Genomic DNA, 17623 nt, shown 5'->3' on the forward strand with positions numbered 1-17623 from the left:
GAACCTCGCGCTACCGTGCCTGCATCAGCAGGCTGGCTTCCAGTACGATCACGGCGACGATGGCCGCAACCTCCGCGCGCAGCAGCCGCTGCCCGGCAGCGCGCTCCGGTTCCCGCGCCCGCAGGCGACGGCGCATCCAGAGCCAGCCCCAGGCGGTGGCGGCGTAGAGCAACAACCGCCAGGCCAGGAAGGCCCCGGATTGCGCCGCCATCCATGCTTGCCAGCTGTCGATGCCGCCCGCGATGCGGATGCCGATCACATTGACGGCGGTCGCGGCGATCAGCAGCGACACCGCCCACACCAGCACCAGGATGGCACGCTGGTTGGACAGCCAGCGCAGGCGCCACCTGCCGGCGCTCATGGATGGCTTCCGCCGGACGGCGGCCGCTGCAGTTCATCGACGCGGTTGCGCACCGGGTCACCCTCGTAGATGCCACGCGCACCGGCGGCGCGGGTGCTGTGGCGCTGGATGATCGCCATCGGCGAATTGCTGGCCAGTTCGCGGCGCAGTTCCAGCTCTGCCTTCAGGTTGTGAATCTCGCGATCGAGGATGTCGCTTTCGTGGGTGATGGCCTTCTGGGCCAGTTCGTTGGCGGCCACGTTGGGCTCCTTGCGCCCGGTCAGCAGCGTGCGTTGCAGCAGCAGCGCCTTCTCCAGCACGCTGGACAGCGCAACCTCCGAGGCCAGGCGCCGAGCCAGGATGTCCTGGTCCGTCTCGTCGCGCAGTGCCTCGATCACGCCACGGGTGATGGGCAGCGACGCGCTGCTCGCAGCCAGCAGGTTCTGCGCCGTGGTTGGACGGCTGCCGGCGACCAGCTCCTGCAGGGCCTGCAGCTTGTCCTCGTATTCCTCCTGAATCAGCGGGGTCAGGCCAACGCCCGGCGTGGTGACGGTCTTGGTGCATGCATCGCAGGTGCGCTGTTCCTGCTCGCCCAGCACGCGAATGGCCCAGGCTGCGGCGGCATCGGGCGAACTCCAGGTCTGGCATGCCAGGTTGCCGCTGCAACTGGCTTGCGGAATCGAACTGGCATCGCCGACGCCACGGCCATTGAGCAGGTTGTAGCCGGCGCGGGTCACGTCGCCGACCACACGCACCGGACTTTGGCCCGCGCCGCCAGCGTTGTCTCCGCCGACCCACGGCACGCCATTGTTGCCACGGTTCGCCTCGGCGTCGTCGATCGCTGAGACCGCATCGGTGCTCGCGACGGCCTGCTTCAGCGCCATGCCTTCGGCGAGCTGGTCCCAGCCGAGCTGCCCACCCGCCATGTCGGCCATGCGGTTGGCGATGGCACGGCAGGTCAGCTTGCTGCGATCGAAATCCAGCCTGGCTTGCAGCACCCCATTGGTCAACAGGTTGTACAGCCCTGGATCGGCGCGCTGGATGATCAAGGCGGGCAGCGACGCCACGGCAGCGGTGGCGTTCTGGATCACCGAGGACATGATGGCCTGGAAGCCATTGGTGATGCCGTTCAACTGGTTCTGCAGCGTGGTGGTGATGCTCATGTCGCCACAGATCAGGTTGCTGTTCCAGCCGACGCCAACGCCGATGGAGTGCATGTTGGCCGCACCGCTCATGGACACCGCGCGGCCGCCCCCAATGCTGTAGAGCACGTCGTCGCCTATCACGCTGCCTTGATGCTGGACGCCGTACTCGTTGACGCTGGTCTGCGCCCCGGCGCTGGAGTAGCACAACGCTGCGACAACGGCCAATGCGACGTACAGAAATCGACGGGCGCTCGGAAATGAAGTCGTCATGGCATCGGGTCTCACAGGAAATCGACGCTGCCGAGGAACACCTGGCCGCGGCGCTGGCAGCAGCTATAAGGACGCCACAATGCCCAGGCGTAGTCGCCTTGCCGGGCCTGCACCTTGGCATTGCCGTGGGGGAATACCGCGCAACTGCTGGACAGCGTGGGGGTCAGCTCCTGCCACTTGCCCGTGGCGGCATCGGTTTCCATCAGGGCGCCGGCCGGCCAGTAGCCATCGCGCGAACTGGCGAGCAGCGGTTGGTAGACGTGGATCTGGTTGCGGCGCGTCACGATGTCACCCGCGCGCTGGGCGACCACGGCTGCGGCCTTGTGGTCATCCACCTGGTGCAGGAAGCCGCCACGCGGATAGACGTTGCCCCAGAGATTCATGGCCGTGCGCGTGCCGATCTCGCGCCGGCCGGGAATCAGTGCTTCCGGATACAGCGCCTCGGGGATGTTGTAGCGCCATGCCAGCGTGTCGAGCGTGCTCAGCAGATAGGGCATGAAGGCGGTGCCGGCGCCCTCGCAGGTGTAGCCGGACGCGCTGGCGAACTGGCTGAACACATGGCCACCGGGATGGCCGATGACGTCGGCGTTCTTGAACTTCGCCAGGTTGTTCTCGTGATCCTCGTTGGTGGTGCCGTCGCCGCCGGCCTTCGCGGTCGGGTTCGGCAGGCTCATCGCCCGCACCCCGACCCAAGGGTTCTCGCCGGTGTTCGAGTAGCTCGACACCACGGCATCCGGGATGTAGTGGCGCACCTTGACCGAGGTGCGCACGGTGCATCCCGTCCAGGTGCAATAGAGCCAGTAGCAGATGCCGGTGACGCGGTACTCCAGGCAATCCGGCGACAGGGTGGAGGCCACGATGGTGGCGGTGTTCAGTGCAAAGGACGATGCGGAACACCCCAGCAGCAGCGCTGCGATGGCCAACCGCTGGCGCCGGGATGGTGCGAACGGACGCCTCGTCATGGCTGCGTCCTCCGGTATTGGTCGATGCGGGAAACCGCACGGGCCACGTCCGTCTCGCCATAGACCACGTATCGGCGATCCACCACGATGGCCGGAACCTTGGCGACGCCAAGGCTCCAGGCATCGGCAACGCCCTGGTAGGCGGTGCCGATCCTTCGCTGCAGGTCTGTACCGCCCAGCTTCAGGCGTTGCTGGACGATGGCGCTGGCGCGCTCAGGATCGGTGGGCAGGTTGTCGGCCAGCTCCGCTTCGAGCACCGCGGCCGCGTCCAGGATGAGGTGTCGGTCAGCCTGGCCAAGGACCGAGTGGTGGGAGTCGGTAACGACCCATACTTCCGCAGCAGCCGCTCGGGTGGCCAACGCCAGGATAGCAATGCCCGCAGCGAGCCATGCTGAGCGAGCACGGGCGGCTTGAGGAGCAGCGCGAGGGTCCATGAGACAACACCGGAGGGAAGCCAATCCGGTGACAGTCGAACCGAAACCAGGCCTCGACGCGACAAACAAAGCGGAGACCACCTTGCCCCGTTTTCACCATCCCTGTCCGCCCCGACTCGCTGATCGGACCTGCGCGCTTGCCAAAAGCTGACTGTGTGCAGTGGATGGGTATGGGCCAATCCGGTCTCGTGGCCAAGCTGTTCACACCGGACGCCGACGTGGCTTGACTGCTGACCGAGATTGATCTCGGCGATGACAATGACCACGCATTTGGTCTTTGCGATCTGGGCCTGGGACGCCGGAAATCGGCTGGGTCAGTCTGGGCGAACTGGCGACGGTGCTCGGCCGGCTGGGCCTGCCGATCGAACGCGACCCGTGGTTCCGTGCCGAGGAGCGATTGAGCGCCTGTGCGCGCGATGAGCGGCTGGCCGGGCGGATCGTTGTTTGACGCGGCCATTGGATCGTCGCAAGGCGTTCCTGTCCACTACGTTGAATCAGTGCAACGCCTTTTCGCCCGGGCGCAGCGTCAAGACGCGCACACCGCTCGCAGTGACGGCCACGGTATGCTCGAACTGAGCCGACAATTGCCCGTCACGCGTGACGACCGTCCACCCATCGACCTCTGTTCGGACGGCGGACCGCCCCTTGTTTACCATCGGCTCGATGGTAAACACCATCCCTTCCCGAAGCGCCAGACCCGTTCGCGGTTTACCCCAGTGCAGCACTTGCGGCTCCTCGTGCATTTCACGGCCGATGCCGTGGCCACAGTATTCCCTGACGATCGAATAGCCATTCCTGCGGGCATGCCGCTCGATGGCGTGGCCCACGTCGCCGAGCGTGGCGCCTGGGCGGACGGCCTGGATGCCTTTCCACATCGCTTCATAAGCCACTTGCACGAGCCGCTTCGCCTGGTGTGACACCTCGCCGACCAGATAGGTCTTGCTGGAATCGGCGATGTAGCCGTTCTTCTCCAGCGTGATGTCGAAATTGACGATGTCCCCGTCCTGCAGAATGTCCTTGGCGGAAGGAACGCCGTGGCAGACCACATGGTTGCGGGAGGCGTTGAGCGCGTAGGCGTACCCGTATTGCCCTTTGCTGGCCGGGCGCGCTTTGAGTTCATAGACGATGAAGTCATCGACTAGATCGTTGACCTGCATCGTGGACATGCCGATCAGGTTCAGCCGATCAAGATGGCTGAACACCTGCGCCAAAAGCTGGCCTGACTCGGCCATCAGCGCGATTTCTTCTGGGCGCTTGGTCATGCCGACCCCATCTTGATGGGTTGCGCCACAACGCCTGCGGCCCGCAGCTCACGGGTGACGATGTCGTTGAAGCTCAGTGTCGGGTTCATTTCGCACAGCATGCCGATCCTGATCCAGAAGGCCGCCTGCGCATTGATTGACCGGCACGATACCGCGCTGGCCTTGCGCAGTTGGTCATGCAGATCGTCGTCGATGTTCACGATACCCATGTGCTTTGATCTATATGAAACATATATGAATCATATAGTCTGGCTAGCCAATGGTGCAAGTGAGCTGATGACGTGACTAAAGACGGGGGCATTGATGTCTGGGCCTCCCCGGCCAAGGAAGATGACCGGTCGCGCTGTCGTGCTTTGCATCGAACCCCCTTCGGGGCTTCGCCCCTGTCGGGCTTCCATCGTTCCCTCGCTTCGCTCGGCTAGCACCTTCGGCCCCGCTTCCTGTTTCTGCCCTACGCTCCGCTTGCGTGCGGTTTGGCAGACAGGGCGGCCGTTGCCATGTCCAGCAGTTTTCTCCGACCTATCACCTGTCGACGACAGTAGCCCGCGCCCGTGTCGTCGCGTGCTCATCGACAACGGTGCACGTGAGTACGCATGCTGCAGGGCCGCGTTCGGATCAGCATCCAGGGCAACCGCCGCAAGTTGGTCTCGCCTTCAGCAGCGATGAATCGCTTCGAGAACGAAGTCGGCCCGCTCGGCCACACTGGCGCGCGGAAGCAACCTGACTTCGTAGCCGAGTGCCCGGTAGGTTGCATCCAGGTGGGCGTATTCCGCCTCAGCCTCGGGAAAACCGTGCCGCCGCGCCTCGTCTGCGCAATAGATGTCCGGCCAGGGCGGTGCGAGGAACACGAGCCGCCCATAAGGGCGGGATTCGCCCAGACTTTGCGCCAACGGTACCCCGTAGAGTCGTTGAAGCGCTGCAGCGGCGTCGATCAACCCTCGGTCGAAGAAGACCGGACCAGCGTCCCGTGCCGCGCCTTCGAGATCCATGGCGGCGACGCGCAGCGCCTCCCGCAGAAAGGCCGCCATGTCGGTCCATGGCAAGGCGTTGCCGCCCTGTCGAATCTGCTCGGCGATGATCCTCCGCCCGGGTTCGGCGACGGTCGCATGACCACGCCGCCGCAGCTCCCCGAGCAAGGTCGACTTGCCGCCGCCGGAGCACCCCGAAATGACCACCTGAGATGGCATCGGCGTCATGTCAGGGTTTGCTTCGACCAGCAGACGGTTTGTCAATTCACTTGTCATCATTGGTTTTGCCGAAGAGACAGGCCCCACGCAACGGTGGCGCTAAGCATGCCAAAGGCGCAGACACCGGCCCATCCATGCGCAGTGAAGGCCCACCCGCCTGCAGCAGCGCCGAAGGCCCCGCCAAGCAGCATCGCGCCCATGAACACGGTGTTCAGCCGGCTGCGCGCACCCGCGTCCAACGCATAGACCATGGTCTGGTTCGCCACCTGGGCTGACTGCACGGTCACGTCGAGCAAGAAGATGCCGAGGACGAGTGCAGGGATCGATGAGCCACCCAGGTACAGCACGGCAAATGCCGTTGCGGTTCCCACCGCGCCTGCATGGACGACTGCGCCGTGTCCGCGCCGGTCGGCAAAACGGCCAGCCGCCGGTGCAGCCAACGCGCCGCACACGCCGACCAGCGCGAACAGGCCGGCGGATACCGCGCCGAGCTGCAGTGGCGGCCGCTCCAGCCAGAGCGCGAACGTTGCCCAGAAGCCGATCATGCTGGCAAACAGCAGGAACTGGACTGCCACAGCCTGGCGCAAGGAAGCGTGCTTGCGCACCAAATGCCACATCGACAGCAGCAATCGTCCATAGCCGAGATCGGAGGACGGCGGCACCACCGGCAGCGTCCATGCCAGCCGAAAGCCCAGTACCAGCATCAGTGCCGCAGAAAAACCGAAGACGGACCGCCAGCCCCAAAGCTCGGTCATCCAGCCGCTCACCACACGGGCCAGCAGGATGCCGATCAGGATGCCGCCCGTCACCACGCCGAGCACCTGCCCCTTTCGGTTGGAGGGCGCCAGGTGGATGGCCAAGGGAACCAGTTGTTGCGCCACGGTGGCGCACAAACCCACGGCGAGGCTCGCCAGTGCCAATTGAACGAAGCCGGAGGACGCGGCTGCCAGCGCCAGGGAGAGCACCAGCGTCGCCAGCGTTCGCAGGATGAGCGACTTGCGCTCCAGGCGGTCACCCAGTGGTGCCAGGAACAGCACGCCCAGGGCATTGCCCGCCTGGGTGAGCACGGGCAGCCAGGTCACGGTCCCCGCAGAGAGCGCGAACTCCCGGCTCAATTCGCCGAGAAGCGGCTGGTTGTAGTAGCTGTTGGCCACGGATGCGCCCGCCGCCAGGGCAATGGTCCACAGCAGATGGGAGGGCAAGGCTGACGTGGCAGGCATCGGTGCGGCACGCGATGCATCGCCGGGGTGACCTGGGATATTGCTCATTCAAGGGGTCCGGCCGTATCAACTCTCGGCTTGCGGACAAGCTCTCACCAGTTCGGGCGATCCGTTCCCGGCGGCACTGACGGTCGCGCATAGCCGGCCGGTGTTCGCGCCATTTGCGCGCTGGGGCGCACGGCGCGCAGCAGGCCGAAGCCGGAGACTTCGTCGGCGAGCCAGGGGCTGAGGTCCGGCCTGCCGGCCCGCAGCCCCTCTTCGATGCGCCCCAGCCCGCGCAGCCAGTGCCCGGTCTGCGCCAGCGACACCTGCACGTGCCAGCTTCCCCCTTCGCGCGACTGTCGCCACAGCGCGGCGGCGGCGCCGAAAGCCATCAGGAAGCCGCTGGCCTGGTCGAGGATCTGCATCGGCAGCGCGCGCGGCTTGCCGTCGCCCGCCGCCTCGCCCTCGGCGTGGTTGAAGCCCATTGCCGTCTGCACCAGCGAATCGAAACCGCGCCGGTCGGCCCAGGGCCCTTGCGTGCCGTAGGCGGTCAGCGACACGGCGACGATGCCGGGCCGGCGCGCGGCCAGGGCCTCGGGCGAGAAGCCGAGCGCGGCCAGGCCGCCGGGCCGGTACCCCTGCGAGAACACGTGGGCGTCTTCCAGGAGCTGCCACAGCGCTTCGCGCCCGGCCTCGCTGCGCAGGTCGATGTGCGCCGAGCGCTTGCCGCGGCTGGTTTCGGCAATAGCGGCGATGTTGGGCAGGTTCGGTGAGTTGACCAGCATCACGTCCGCGCCGAACGACGCCATCGCCCGCCCACCGACGGGGCCGGCCAGGATGCGCGTGAGGTCGAGCACGCGCAGGCCGGCGAGCGGCCGCTCATCGGCCGCCAGGGGCGGCAGTGCACGCGGTGGCGCATCGGCGATTCGGGTGATGGTCATCAGGGGTTGCGAGGCCACCGCCTGACCCTGGGGCGTGGCATCCCACTCGGCGAAGCTGCGCAACGCCGTGGCCACCAGCGCGTGGTCGGCCGCGGCCTGCTCGAAGTCCAGCGCCTTCCAACCCCGCAGGGCCTGCTCTGCGTCGGCGCGTGTGGCAGTTGCGGGGTCCAGGCCCAGCAGGCGCAGCGCGCCATCGCGGTGGTGCGGGAAGTTGGTGTGGACACGCACGTGGCCATCGGCGCAGCGGTACAGGCCGGCGAACGGGTCCCACAGCTCGGGCTCCTGGCCGTCGAGCGTGAACCAGCCGGTGCATTCGGCGGCGGCGTGGGCCATGTCCACGGTGACACGCTGGCGCGGAGCACCCCGCTCATGGCCCAGTTCGCAGGCGGCGAGCGCAGCCGCGGCAATGCTGGTCTGCGCGGCGGTGCCGACGGCGAAGGACGAGGGAAACACCGGGTCGCTGCCCGTCAGCGCGATCCCGGCCAGCGCCTGCGGCGGCAGCCCGCCCAGCGACCAGAGCGCGGTCAGTGCATCAAGTGGATTCATCGAATGGACTCCTCACAGAAAGTTCGCCAACTGAATCGACACAGCGCCTCGTTGGTCGAGCCGGATTGGCAGATCCAGGCGGGTGGCAGGGTCGGTGCCACGTTGTCCGCAAACGCAGCAGAGCGCGGAAAGCAGCATCGCCCGCCATTGGCGATGCCGGGGAGCGCCGTGCTGGCACAGGCATGGGCGTCGCACGCCCGCTGCAAGCGATCCATCATGCACCCGCCTTCAGCCCGAAGTACGCAGAGAGCGCCAGGCCGGTCGCCACGATCGTCCAACGCAGCGCCAGCGGCGGAATCCAGCGCGCCAACCGCGCGCCGGCATAGCCTCCCAAGATCGCGCCCAGCAGGACCGCACTGCCTTGCGCCCAGGCGATGGACCCGGTGGCGACGAAGAGCATCACCGCGGCACTGGTCACAACGGTAGCCATCGCATTCTTGACGGCGTTGGCCTCCTGGACATCGCGCACACCCAGCAAGGTCAGGATCGCCATCAGCATGATGCCCAGGCCGGCGCCGAAGTAGCCGCCATAGAGTGCGGTCAGAAACTCCGCCCCCGCAGCCGCCAGGTGCGGCACCTGACCGCGAGCATGCCGCTCGATGGCCTGGCGCAGCCAGGGTCCCAGGGCGAACAGCACTGTCGCGACGAGGATCAGCCACGGCACCAGACGGCTGAACTGTGCATCTCCGGTGAACACCAACAGTGTGGCGCCCACCAGCGAACCGGCACCGACCACGGGCAGGCTGCGCCGCAACGCGGCGCGGTGGCGCCCGAGTTCGCTGCGATAGCCGAGCAGGCTGCTCGCATGCCCCGGCCAGATCGACACCGCGCTGGTGGCGTTGGCCACCACGGGTGGTACGCCGGCAGCCAGCAGCGCGGGAAAGGTGAAGAATGTGCCGCCGCCGGCCACCGCATTGCAGATGCCGCCGATCATGCCGGCACCGGCCAGCAGCAGGAAGGTTCCGATGTCCATGCCGCTCGCACCTCAGCTCGTCGGCCTGGACAGGGCCAGACGCAGGCCAAACCCCATCAGCGCCAGGCCGGTGAGCGCATCGAGCGAGCGCATCACCGTGGGCCGGCGCAGCCAGCGTGCCAGGGGCCGCGTGGCCAGCACCAGTGCGGCGAACCAGAGCAGTCCCATCGCGGCGTGGATGCCGGCCAACAGCACGCTGAACCCGACCACCGGCACGTCGGCGGGAACGAACTGTGGCAGGAGGCTCACGTAGAACACCCCGACCTTGGGATTGAGCAGATTCGTCAGCAGACCGCGCAGGAACCAGCGCTCGCCACTCACGAGCGGCGGATCGTCTGCGGGCAGCGTCGGCCGGCTCTTGAGCGCGCCAGAGAACAGCTTCCAGCCGAGCCAGAGCAGATAGGCCGCGCCCGCGATCTGCAGCAGGGTGTAGGCGAGTCGGGAGACCGCGAGCACCGCGCCGAGCCCGAGGGCCGCGATCAGTCCCCAGATCAGCACGCCGGTCACGATGCCGCCGCCCGCCCTCATCGCCTTGCGCCCCCCTTCCACAGCCGCCGTGCGAAGTACCAGCGCCGTGTCCAGGCCGGGGGTCAAGGTGAGCAGCAGCGCCGTCAGCGTGAAGCCCAGGATCGCAGTCGATGGATCCATTGGGGGATCTCCGTCAGAGCACAGACAAGTCCAGTGACTCGCTGTACGTCGTCGATTCGATGGTCTTGACGATGGCCTGGCCGCAGATCACTGCGCCACGCGCCGGGTCGTAGGTCAGGCTCGGCTCGCCATACAGCGCCCAGCCGCTGTTCAGGGCCGCGGTGACGCGGTGGCAGAACGCAGCGTCGTCGATGCCGGTCAGGTAGCGGTACGCGAGCATGCTCATGCTCCCGGTCGATTCGATGCCGGCATCTGGACGCGCAGCCCCGCGCCGAATGCCTGCAGCAGATGCCAGCCGGTGTCCCAGTCGCCCACGCCGCTGGCGGCATTGATGTGCCCGAGGGCGCCGACTTCCACGCATCCCGCTGCCCAACCCATGGCCATGTGCCGGGCGTGCTCCGGCGAGCCATAGGGGTCGTCGCTGCTGGCGACCACCAGTGCGGGAAACGGCAGGGGGTCGGTCGGTGGCGGGCCGAACTCGCTCGCCTCGCCCGGAAACGCCGGTGCGCCGGGGTCAGGGACGGCAACGAGGAAGGCGCCCCGGACCTGGGCGATCCGATGCTGGATGTCTTCCCCGATTCCCGGCCGCGATGCCCAGTGCGCGACGAGCAGGCACGACAGGCTGTGTGCGACCAGGACGACGGGCGCGCCGCACTCGTCGATGGCCGCATCGAGTGCCTGCAGCCAGTCGGCCAGGTCCGGCCTGTCCCAGTCGGCAGGCTGGAATCGCCGGCCATGCTCCTGGCGCGACGCCCAGCGCGTCTGCCAATGCTCCGGCCCGGAATTGCCGATACCGGGAAGCATCAAGAGGCGAACGGTCTGAAGGTGGCTCATGGTGGCGTGCGCGGATATCCGGAGTGACGTTGTCTGGCTGGAAACCTTAAGACCGATGCGTCGAATTGCCGAGTGAGAAGGTCTCAGCAAACGTCGAGAAAAGCTCAATGGTCAGCTCGAATGGCCTTGGCTATCGTCGAAGTGCACTTCCTTCACAACCGACGAAGAAGCCCCCCCGAGTTCGCCATGTCCGATATCCCGCTCCTGATTTCCTACGTCCTGGCGGCCTGGCTGTCCATCCTTACGCCCGGCCCGGCCATCCTGCTGGCGATGCGCAATGGCGCTCGCCAGGGCGTGGTCGCGAGCCTGTGGTCGACGCTGGGCAACATGTTGGGGTTGCTCGTGGTTTCCGCGGCGGCCGCGTGGGGCGTCGGCCTGTTCCTGCTTGCCTCCGCTCACGCGATGACCGCACTGCGGCTGGCCGGCGCCGCCTATCTGGCGTACCTCGGTCTTCGCCTGCTTGTGCAGGGCAGACACACGCGGTCGCCGGACGCCGATGCTCATGACGCAGGGCCGGTGCAGGCCTTCGCGCTGGCGAAGGAAGGATTCCTGGTGGCGACATCCAATCCGAAGTCGATGCTCTTCTTCACCGCCTTCTTCCCCCAGTTCATCCGGGCCGACCAGGCTCTCATCCCTCAGTTCATGGGCCTGACCGCGATCTTCGTGATCCTCAGCGGCGCCACCTTGACCGGCTATGCCGCCATTGCAAGCCGGGTGCGAGGAGCATTGGGCACTTCCGTCTGGCGCCAGCGCTGCACGCGCCTGGCGGGGATCGGCTTCCTCGGATTCGCCGCATGGATTCTTTTGTGGAGACCGTCGAGCGGCGCCAAGGCCCTGGCCGCGTGATTCGTCCCCGGCCACGCGCACGCAACCGAGCACAGGCGGTGCGACCGAACCTGGAGAAGCGATGAACAAATCCTTCCTGCAAGTCGATGTGTTCACGAGCCAGCCGCTCAGCGGCAACCCGGCTGCCGTCGTGTTCGATGCCGACGACCTCGATGCGCGGACCATGCAGCGGATCGCGCGCGAGATGAACCTATCCGAGACGGTCTTCGTGCTGGCCCCGGAATCGCCAGATACCGACTATCGGGTGCGCATCTTCACGCCCTCCAGTGAGCTGCCGTTCGCCGGGCACCCCACCATCGCCACTGCGAGCGCAGTGCGTGCGCACCGTGGCGACCTGGCCGATGCAAGTCTGCTGCGGCAGGCCTGCGGCATCGGCATCGTGCCTGTCGAAGTCGTTCCGACCGAGGGCCCGCCGATCTACTGGATGACCCAGGCCAGCCCGCAGTTCCGCAACACGGCCATTGGTCCTGGGGAAATGTCGGCCCTGCTGGGCTGCGATGCGAACATGCTGGCCGCGATGCCGGTGGAAGTCGTCTCCACCGGCATCCCGTGGCTGATCGCCGAGCTGCGCAGCGTCGCAGCCCTGGCGTCGCTGCGTCCCGACCTGCCTCGCATCGCCGAACGTTGCCGCGCATCGGGTGCCGTCGGCGTGACCGTCTTTGCCGAACACGAGGCCGACGCACCGGTACGCTTGCGCCTGCGCACGTTCGCGCCAGGCGAAGGCGTTGCCGAGGACCCCGTCTGCGGGTCTGGAAACGGGTGTGTCGCGGCATTCCTGGCAAGGCACCGGCACGCATCGGCTCTCCAGGGTGGCTACCTTGCGGAGCAAGGCATCGAGATGGGACGCGATGGTCTGATCCACGTCGAATGGACCCGAAACGGCGACGAACTGACGGTGCGCGTCGGTGGCCAGGCCGTGACCGTCGCCAGCGGCACCCTGCATCTGTAGACGCGGCGGCACGTTCAGCCTCTCGGTCGCCCATGGCTTGCCATGACGCCTGCGCGGCGTCCCCGACGAAGGCCTGCGCCGCGACGAACGCGGTTGCGCGGGGCTAGATCGGATCGACGGCGGGACTGTCGTCGCGCGAGAGCATGGCGCGTTCGATGAAGTGCTGCAGCGGTTCCGAGGGCTCACTGTCCGGCCGCAACAAGTAGGTGGTCATGCATGCCGACGGGTCCGACAGGGGCCGCGCAATGACCTCGGGATGACGGCAGACCGAAATCTGCGCCGCCGTGGCGAAACCCAGTCCGTAGCCCGCGGCCACCAGCGTCAGCATCAATTCCAGTGTCGCGACCCGCTCTGCGATCCGGGGCTGGATGGCGGCCGTCCGGAGCAGCCGTTTGATCTGCCGGTACGCACCCTCGCAGGTTTCCGGGTGGCACTTGATCAGGGGATAGCGCAGCAGTTCATCCAGAGGGACCTGCCTGAAGGCCAGCAAAGGATGGCGCGTCGGAATGGCCACCAGGATGGGATCGGACCAGACCGCCTCGCACAGGATGCCCTCTCCAGCCTCGTCAGACTGCGCAAACCCGGCATCGAAAGTGTCGTCGCGCAACCCGCGCACTTGCGATGCGAGCGGCGTCTCGAACAGGCGGATTTCCACATCGGGCTCCTCCTCCCGGCACAGGGCCAGGAGTGCCGCGAGGCGTGTCTGCGCGATACCGTCCGACAGCGCGAGGCGCAGCATGCCGCGATAGCCCGTGGCGGCGGCCCGGACGTTGGTTCGTGCCTGTTCCAGCACCGCGAACACGCGGCGGGCATCTTCCAGCAGGACCTGGCCCGCCCAGGTGAGCTGGGTGCCGCGCCGATTGCGCTCGAACAGCGTGGCGCCGAGGTCAGACTCCAGCTCCCGGATGGTGCGCGACAGCGGAGACTGCTCGATATGGAGCCGCACCGCCGCACGCGTGAAGTGCAGTTCCTCGGCCACTGCCACGAAACAGCGCAGGTGTCGCAGCTCCATCGCGCCACCTACGCGTACATGAGGCCGGGAGCTTGATTCACGCGAGCGGCTCCTCGGGCGCCGTGCCAGACAGCAGCGCCGTGATCGGCAAGGGTTGGAACAAGAGCTCGCGGCCGAGGACCTTCAGGCCGCCAGGACCGCTTTCGAGCAATCGGCGCTCTTCGCGCGCGACGAACAGTTCGGTGCGATAGCCATCGCATTCGGGAAGTCGCTGTAGCAGGTCGCGGATCGCGTCGCCCGCCCAGGGCGTTTCGCTGTCGAACTGACCCAGCAGCCGGCTATGCCGGGAAATCACGAGGCGGTAGGCATTCATGGCCGGACGCTCCCGGCCATAGCGTGGATGGCCATTTCCTCCCAGCCCAGGCGCCGGGTGCGGGTCAGTTGCTCGGCGGTTTCGCCGCAGGCGCGCTCGACGGCCTGAGGCATCTCTATGCCAAGCAGGCAATGGCCGGTCAGGCGCGCGGCGAAGTAGTCGCCGGCCCCTTTCACCACGCAGGGCACGTGGGGATGCTCGAAGAGGCGCGATACCCCCTCTCGCGTCTCCAGCAGCGTCTGGACGACGGCGCTTTCAGGATCATCCTGGACACTGGTCACCACCACCCATTGGGTGGGGCCGCGCAACAGCGCACGGGCAGCCTCGCGGCAATCCGCCAGACCCTGCAGCGTTCTGCCGGTGACCTGTTCCAGCTCGAACCGATTGGGGACGAGGCCGTGGGCTTCTGGAATCAGCAGCGTGCGCCAGGCCTCGGCCATGCCAGCCGCCGCATACACGCCTTGGTCGTAGTCGCCAATGACCGGATCCAGGTGCAGGCGCAGTTGCGGGTGGCGCTCGCGCATCGTCGACCACCAGGATGCGAGGATCCGTGCCTGCGACGGCGCGCCGAGGAAGCCGACCTGCACAACGCGAGCGCACGCGGGGATGCCGCGCGCCTCCAGGTCATCCAACCAGCCAGCGAACCACGCGTCGGGCACCGCACCGCCATGGACCGAGGGATAGTGCGGGGTGTTGCTGAGCAGCGCGGTCGGCACCGCGGTCGTAAGCAGCCCGCAGGCTTCCAACGCGGGAATCGCCGCGTTGTTGCCGACCCGCCCGTAGACCACCTGGGACTGGATGCTGATGACATCGATGGGCACAGGTTGGGTCACCGTCATTCAGGACGCCCCCCCGTGTCCTGCTGCCGGTCCAGCCACGCGCCGATCGTGCGGTGGGCCGCAGCCTTCAGCGTTGCCCCATGCCGCTCGGCATCCGCGCGCAGCGTGCGCGGATCGACGCCGGCCTGGCCCAGCTCGCAGCAATGGCCGACCAGCCAGCGTTCGATTCGGCTGGCATCGGCTTCCAGGTGGAACTGCAGACCCAGCACCCGGTTGCCGACCGCGTAGGCCTGCTGCACGCAGCTTTCGGTGCTCGCCAGCAGTTCACTGCCCTCAGGCAGCTCGAAGCGGTCGCCGTGCCAATGCAGCACCGGCACGCCGGCCAGCGGTGCCAGCACCGAGCGGCGGCCCGCATCCGTCAGCGTCAGCGCGCCGAAGCCGATCTCCTTGAAGCCCATGGGGGCGACGGCGGCGCCGAGCAGGCGCGCGATCAATTGCGCGCCCAAACAAATGCCGAGCAGCGGCCGGCCGCTGGCCAAGCGCCGTTCGAGCAGACGCAGTTCGTCGGCAAGAAAGGGATAGGCCCGCTCGTCGAAGGCGCCGATCGGCCCACCCAGTGCAATGAGAAGATCGCTTGCCGCGGCCTCCTCACCGGCCAGGTCGTCCGTCGCGGGGTCGAGGTAGCGCACGTCGAATCCACGCTCGCGCAGCAGCGGTTCGAGCGTGCCGAGGTCTTCGAAATGGATGTGGCGCAGGGCCAGGGCGGTCTTCATGCGGTCTGCTCCGATGCGGTCGATGTCGCAGCCCGGTCGTCGTCGGGCCAGTAATGGCTGTCCGGCGTCGCGCGAGCGCCAAAGATGGCCTGGCCGACGCGCACGACGGTGGCGCCTTCCTCAATGGCCAGCTCGAAGTCGCCGGACATCCCCATCGACAGTTCGTCCATGCCGATGCCCGCCGGCGCCTCCTGGCGCAGCCGATCACGCAGTTCGCGCAACAGCACGAAGCAGGGACGGACCCGCGCCGGATCGGCCGACAGCAGCGCCAGTGTCATCAGGCCTCGCACGCGCAGGGTGGAGAAGCCCGGCAGCGCCCGGACGAAGCCGGCCACCTCGGAAGGCGGCAAGCCGAACTTGCTGGCCTCGCCCGAGGTGTTGACCTGCACGAACACATCCAGTGCGCGCCCTTCGGCTTGCAGGCGACGGTCCAGCGCCTCCGCCACACGCAGGCTGTCCAGGGCCTGGAACTCGGTGGCGAAGCGTGCCACGACCTTGGCCTTGTTGGTCTGCAGGTGGCCGATGACCGACCAGCGCAGGTCGGCGAGATCCACCATCGCTTCGGCCTTGCGCTGCGCCTCCTGCACCTTGTTCTCACCCAGGTCGCGGCAGCCGGCGGCGTAAGCCAGACGGATGCGCTCCTCCGGCACGGTCTTGCTGACCGGCAGCAGGCGCACATCGGACGGATCGCGTCCCGCGCGGGAGCAGGCATCGGCGATGCGCCGATGCACCGCCGCCAGATTGCGCCGAAAGTCCTCGACGCTGTGTGCGGTGGGCCAGGGATGCGTCTGCGCGTTCATGGACAAGGGGTTCTCCGTGCTGCTAACATTGTCATAGGACAAAATATACATTGTCACGGGACAAACGGGAATGGCAGAAAAGACCGCATCGGACATCTTCGAGCGCATTCGCCGCGAGGCACATGCGGGCCAGCTTGCCGCGGGCCAGACACTGCCGTCCGTGCGCGAGATGGCCGATCAACTGGGCGTCAACCGCAACACGGTCGCCGCCGCGTACCGGAAGCTGGTGGCCGCAGGCATTGCCGAGACGCTGGGGCGCAACGGAACGGTGATCCGGCCAGCGGCGCGTCTCGGTGAGCAGGAGGGCCTGCAGCCCGGCTCGGCGCTGGCGGATCTGGCCAGCGGCAATCCGGACCCGGCCTGGCTGCCCGATCCATTGCAGGCGCTGGCAGCCAGCGGCTACCGGCCCGCGCTGTATGGCCAGCCTGTACTCGACCCAGCACTCGAACGGCTGGCGCGGCAGTGGTTCGGAGCGGATCTCCGGGAGGGTGACGGTCTGGTGCTGGCGCATGGTGCGGTCGATGCGATCGAGCGTCTGTTGGCTGCCTACCTCGTCGCCGGCGACAAGGTGGCGGTGGAGGACCCGTGCTTCCTCGGCAGCCTCAACATCCTGCACAGCACGGGCCTGGCAGCGGTGCCCGTGGCCATGGATGCGCACGGCATGCGCCCGCAGGCGCTGGAAGCGGCGCTGGCCAATGGCGCCCAGGCGGTGCTGTGCACACCAAGGGCGCAAAACCCCACCGGCTGCGGCCTGAGCGAGCAGCGCGCCCGCGAACTGCGCCGCGTGCTCGCCCACCATCCGCACGTGCTGGTGATCGAGGACGACCACTTCGCCTTGCTGGCCGAGACGCCGTACTTCTCTATCGCGCCCGCGGCCACCACGCGGCGGGCGCTGGTGCGCTCCGTGTCCAAGGGCTTCGGCCCGGACCTGCGGCTGGCCTTCATCGCTACCGATGCGGGGACCGCCGCAAGGCTCGGCATGCGACTGGCTCCCGGCACGACCTGGGTCAGCCACCTGCTGCAGGCGGCCGTGCGCGGCCTGCTCGGATCCGACGCGGCCACGGCGCGCCTGCATGCGGCCAAGACCGCCTACGCCATGCGTCGCAAGGCCCTGATCGATGCACTCGGCGCCGTGGGCATCGCCGCCAGGCAGCCCTGCGACGGGTTCAATGTGTGGATTCCGTTGCCGGAAGACCGTGACGTTCACCGCACCGCGCAAAGCCTCGCACGCTGCGGCTGGGCCGTGCGAACCGGCGATGCCTTCGCGATCGCGCCCGCGGCCCCCGCGCTGCGAGTCACGGTCTCGACGCTCGAACCCGGGGACGCGGCGCGCTTTGCCGCGCAACTGCGCGACTGTCTGGGGCGTGTATGAAGCCAGTCTGCATGGCATCGTGCCTGTCCTCTCGC

21 protein-coding genes and 1 pseudogene are annotated in these 17623 nt (G+C 67.5%); 4 read left to right on the forward strand and 18 right to left on the reverse strand.

All coding sequences use genetic code 11. The annotated features are described in order from the left end of the window. Positions 1-10: 10 nt before the first annotated feature. From F1599_RS20350 to F1599_RS20365, 4 genes are read right to left on the reverse strand one after another with little or no spacing between them, the layout of a single operon-like run. The gene (locus F1599_RS20350) at positions 11-361 is read right to left on the reverse strand and encodes a hypothetical protein (RefSeq protein WP_029578102.1); all 351 of its coding nucleotides are present in this window, start codon (positions 359-361) and stop codon (positions 11-13) included. Beyond that, on the reverse strand, positions 358-1755 hold the full coding sequence (locus tag F1599_RS20355; RefSeq protein ID WP_150084254.1) for an integrating conjugative element protein: 1398 nt from the start codon (positions 1753-1755) through the stop codon (positions 358-360). Before F1599_RS20355 ends, F1599_RS20350 begins: the two co-directional genes overlap by 4 nt. A gap of 11 nt (positions 1756-1766) precedes the next feature. Next, positions 1767-2717: a TIGR03756 family integrating conjugative element protein gene (locus F1599_RS20360; RefSeq protein ID WP_150084255.1), complete on the reverse strand. Its 951-nt coding sequence runs from the start codon at positions 2715-2717 to the stop codon at positions 1767-1769. Continuing rightward, a complete protein-coding gene (locus F1599_RS20365; protein WP_150084256.1) occupies positions 2714-3151 on the reverse strand; it encodes a TIGR03757 family integrating conjugative element protein in 438 nt (145 codons plus the stop codon). Before F1599_RS20365 ends, F1599_RS20360 begins: the two co-directional genes overlap by 4 nt. A 188-nt stretch (positions 3152-3339) precedes the next feature. Here F1599_RS20365 and F1599_RS20370 point away from each other — a divergent pair. Beyond that, positions 3340-3599 (forward strand): annotated as a pseudogene (locus tag F1599_RS20370) (DUF2958 domain-containing protein); the annotation flags it as partial. 46 nt (positions 3600-3645) lie between these two features. Here F1599_RS20370 and map read toward each other — a convergent pair. The 9 genes from map to F1599_RS20415 all read right to left on the reverse strand — a co-directional run bounded on the left by map (position 3646) and on the right by F1599_RS20415 (position 10744). Continuing rightward, a complete protein-coding gene (gene map, locus F1599_RS20375; protein WP_020649374.1) occupies positions 3646-4413 on the reverse strand; it encodes a type I methionyl aminopeptidase in 768 nt (255 codons plus the stop codon). Further along, complete coding sequence (locus F1599_RS20380; protein WP_020649375.1) at positions 4410-4622, reverse strand: ParD-like family protein; 213 nt, start codon at positions 4620-4622, stop codon at positions 4410-4412. The genes map and F1599_RS20380 overlap by 4 nt, the downstream gene beginning before the upstream one ends. A 444-nt stretch (positions 4623-5066) precedes the next feature. Then, the gene (locus F1599_RS20385; RefSeq protein ID WP_223819785.1) at positions 5067-5660 is read right to left on the reverse strand and encodes an AAA family ATPase; all 594 of its coding nucleotides are present in this window, start codon (positions 5658-5660) and stop codon (positions 5067-5069) included. Then, positions 5657-6868 (reverse strand): MFS transporter, encoded by a 1212-nt coding sequence (locus F1599_RS20390; RefSeq protein ID WP_150084257.1) that lies wholly within the window; start codon positions 6866-6868, stop codon positions 5657-5659. Before F1599_RS20390 ends, F1599_RS20385 begins: the two co-directional genes overlap by 4 nt. 44 nt (positions 6869-6912) lie before the next feature. Then, on the reverse strand, positions 6913-8289 hold the full coding sequence (locus F1599_RS20395; RefSeq protein ID WP_029578106.1) for a CoA transferase: 1377 nt from the start codon (positions 8287-8289) through the stop codon (positions 6913-6915). Positions 8290-8503: 214 nt separating this feature from the next. Beyond that, positions 8504-9262 carry a sulfite exporter TauE/SafE family protein gene (locus tag F1599_RS20400; protein ID WP_029578107.1) on the reverse strand — a complete coding sequence of 253 codons (759 nt, stop codon included), beginning with the start codon at positions 9260-9262 and terminating at the stop codon, positions 8504-8506. Between the two features lie 12 nt (positions 9263-9274). Further along, positions 9275-9910, reverse strand: coding sequence for a LysE family translocator (locus F1599_RS20405; protein WP_150084258.1), 636 nt, complete (start codon positions 9908-9910; stop codon positions 9275-9277). A 13-nt stretch (positions 9911-9923) separates the two neighbouring features. After that, the gene (locus tag F1599_RS20410) at positions 9924-10136 is read right to left on the reverse strand and encodes a DUF1737 domain-containing protein (RefSeq protein ID WP_197700139.1); all 213 of its coding nucleotides are present in this window, start codon (positions 10134-10136) and stop codon (positions 9924-9926) included. Further along, entirely contained in the window at positions 10133-10744 is a 612-nt protein-coding gene (locus F1599_RS20415; RefSeq protein WP_029578110.1) for an RBBP9/YdeN family alpha/beta hydrolase, read from the reverse strand. The genes F1599_RS20410 and F1599_RS20415 overlap by 4 nt, the downstream gene beginning before the upstream one ends. 186 nt (positions 10745-10930) lie before the next feature. Between F1599_RS20415 and F1599_RS20420 the strand changes: the two genes are divergently transcribed. Next, positions 10931-11590: a LysE family translocator gene (locus F1599_RS20420; protein WP_029578111.1), complete on the forward strand. Its 660-nt coding sequence runs from the start codon at positions 10931-10933 to the stop codon at positions 11588-11590. Positions 11591-11651: 61 nt separating this feature from the next. Beyond that, positions 11652-12539, forward strand: coding sequence for a PhzF family phenazine biosynthesis protein (locus F1599_RS20425; RefSeq protein ID WP_029578112.1), 888 nt, complete (start codon positions 11652-11654; stop codon positions 12537-12539). 103 nt (positions 12540-12642) lie between these two features. Here the strand turns inward: F1599_RS20425 and F1599_RS20430 are convergent, their stop codons facing one another. Genes F1599_RS20430 through F1599_RS20450 form a run of 5 tightly spaced genes read right to left on the reverse strand, consistent with a single transcriptional unit; the run spans position 12643 to position 16216 of the window. Further along, positions 12643-13551, reverse strand: coding sequence for a LysR family transcriptional regulator (locus F1599_RS20430; protein ID WP_029578113.1), 909 nt, complete (start codon positions 13549-13551; stop codon positions 12643-12645). A gap of 37 nt (positions 13552-13588) precedes the next feature. After that, positions 13589-13864 carry a hypothetical protein gene (locus F1599_RS20435; protein ID WP_024889575.1) on the reverse strand — a complete coding sequence of 92 codons (276 nt, stop codon included), beginning with the start codon at positions 13862-13864 and terminating at the stop codon, positions 13589-13591. Beyond that, complete coding sequence (locus tag F1599_RS20440) at positions 13861-14703, reverse strand: PfkB family carbohydrate kinase (protein ID WP_150084259.1); 843 nt, start codon at positions 14701-14703, stop codon at positions 13861-13863. The genes F1599_RS20435 and F1599_RS20440 overlap by 4 nt, the downstream gene beginning before the upstream one ends. Further along, positions 14700-15416: a glutamine amidotransferase gene (locus F1599_RS20445; RefSeq protein WP_024889577.1), complete on the reverse strand. Its 717-nt coding sequence runs from the start codon at positions 15414-15416 to the stop codon at positions 14700-14702. Before F1599_RS20445 ends, F1599_RS20440 begins: the two co-directional genes overlap by 4 nt. Next, entirely contained in the window at positions 15413-16216 is an 804-nt protein-coding gene (locus tag F1599_RS20450; protein WP_032959113.1) for a YggS family pyridoxal phosphate-dependent enzyme, read from the reverse strand. Before F1599_RS20450 ends, F1599_RS20445 begins: the two co-directional genes overlap by 4 nt. Before the next feature lie 70 nt (positions 16217-16286). Here F1599_RS20450 and ptsJ point away from each other — a divergent pair, with 70 nt between their 5' ends. Further along, positions 16287-17588, forward strand: coding sequence for a MocR-like B6 salvage transcription factor PtsJ (gene ptsJ / locus F1599_RS20455; protein ID WP_150084261.1), 1302 nt, complete (start codon positions 16287-16289; stop codon positions 17586-17588). Positions 17589-17623 lie beyond the last annotated feature (35 nt).

Source organism: Cupriavidus cauae, from assembly GCF_008632125.1.
Taxonomy (GTDB): Bacteria; Pseudomonadota; Gammaproteobacteria; order Burkholderiales; family Burkholderiaceae; genus Cupriavidus; species Cupriavidus cauae.

Bases quoted from the DNA above. Each gene is read 5' to 3' on its own strand.
- F1599_RS20350 (WP_029578102.1), bottom strand. From the start codon at position 361: ATGAGCGCCGGCAGGTGGCGCCTGCGCTGGCTGTCCAACCAGCGTGCC.
- F1599_RS20355 (WP_150084254.1), bottom strand. From the start codon at position 1,755: ATGACGACTTCATTTCCGAGCGCCCGTCGATTTCTGTACGTCGCATTG.
- F1599_RS20360 (WP_150084255.1), bottom strand. From the start codon at position 2,717: ATGACGAGGCGTCCGTTCGCACCATCCCGGCGCCAGCGGTTGGCCATC.
- F1599_RS20365 (WP_150084256.1), bottom strand. From the start codon at position 3,151: ATGGACCCTCGCGCTGCTCCTCAAGCCGCCCGTGCTCGCTCAGCATGG.
- map (WP_020649374.1), bottom strand. From the start codon at position 4,413: ATGACCAAGCGCCCAGAAGAAATCGCGCTGATGGCCGAGTCAGGCCAG.
- F1599_RS20380 (WP_020649375.1), bottom strand. From the start codon at position 4,622: ATGGGTATCGTGAACATCGACGACGATCTGCATGACCAACTGCGCAAG.
- F1599_RS20385 (WP_223819785.1), bottom strand. From the start codon at position 5,660: ATGATGACAAGTGAATTGACAAACCGTCTGCTGGTCGAAGCAAACCCT.
- F1599_RS20390 (WP_150084257.1), bottom strand. From the start codon at position 6,868: ATGAGCAATATCCCAGGTCACCCCGGCGATGCATCGCGTGCCGCACCG.
- F1599_RS20395 (WP_029578106.1), bottom strand. From the start codon at position 8,289: ATGAATCCACTTGATGCACTGACCGCGCTCTGGTCGCTGGGCGGGCTG.
- F1599_RS20400 (WP_029578107.1), bottom strand. From the start codon at position 9,262: ATGGACATCGGAACCTTCCTGCTGCTGGCCGGTGCCGGCATGATCGGC.
- F1599_RS20405 (WP_150084258.1), bottom strand. From the start codon at position 9,910: ATGGATCCATCGACTGCGATCCTGGGCTTCACGCTGACGGCGCTGCTG.
- F1599_RS20410 (WP_197700139.1), bottom strand. From the start codon at position 10,136: ATGAGCATGCTCGCGTACCGCTACCTGACCGGCATCGACGACGCTGCG.
- F1599_RS20415 (WP_029578110.1), bottom strand. From the start codon at position 10,744: ATGAGCCACCTTCAGACCGTTCGCCTCTTGATGCTTCCCGGTATCGGC.
- F1599_RS20420 (WP_029578111.1), top strand. From the start codon at position 10,931: ATGTCCGATATCCCGCTCCTGATTTCCTACGTCCTGGCGGCCTGGCTG.
- F1599_RS20425 (WP_029578112.1), top strand. From the start codon at position 11,652: ATGAACAAATCCTTCCTGCAAGTCGATGTGTTCACGAGCCAGCCGCTC.
- F1599_RS20430 (WP_029578113.1), bottom strand. From the start codon at position 13,551: ATGGAGCTGCGACACCTGCGCTGTTTCGTGGCAGTGGCCGAGGAACTG.
- F1599_RS20435 (WP_024889575.1), bottom strand. From the start codon at position 13,864: ATGAATGCCTACCGCCTCGTGATTTCCCGGCATAGCCGGCTGCTGGGT.
- F1599_RS20440 (WP_150084259.1), bottom strand. From the start codon at position 14,703: ATGACGGTGACCCAACCTGTGCCCATCGATGTCATCAGCATCCAGTCC.
- F1599_RS20445 (WP_024889577.1), bottom strand. From the start codon at position 15,416: ATGAAGACCGCCCTGGCCCTGCGCCACATCCATTTCGAAGACCTCGGC.
- F1599_RS20450 (WP_032959113.1), bottom strand. From the start codon at position 16,216: ATGAACGCGCAGACGCATCCCTGGCCCACCGCACACAGCGTCGAGGAC.
- ptsJ (WP_150084261.1), top strand. From the start codon at position 16,287: ATGGCAGAAAAGACCGCATCGGACATCTTCGAGCGCATTCGCCGCGAG.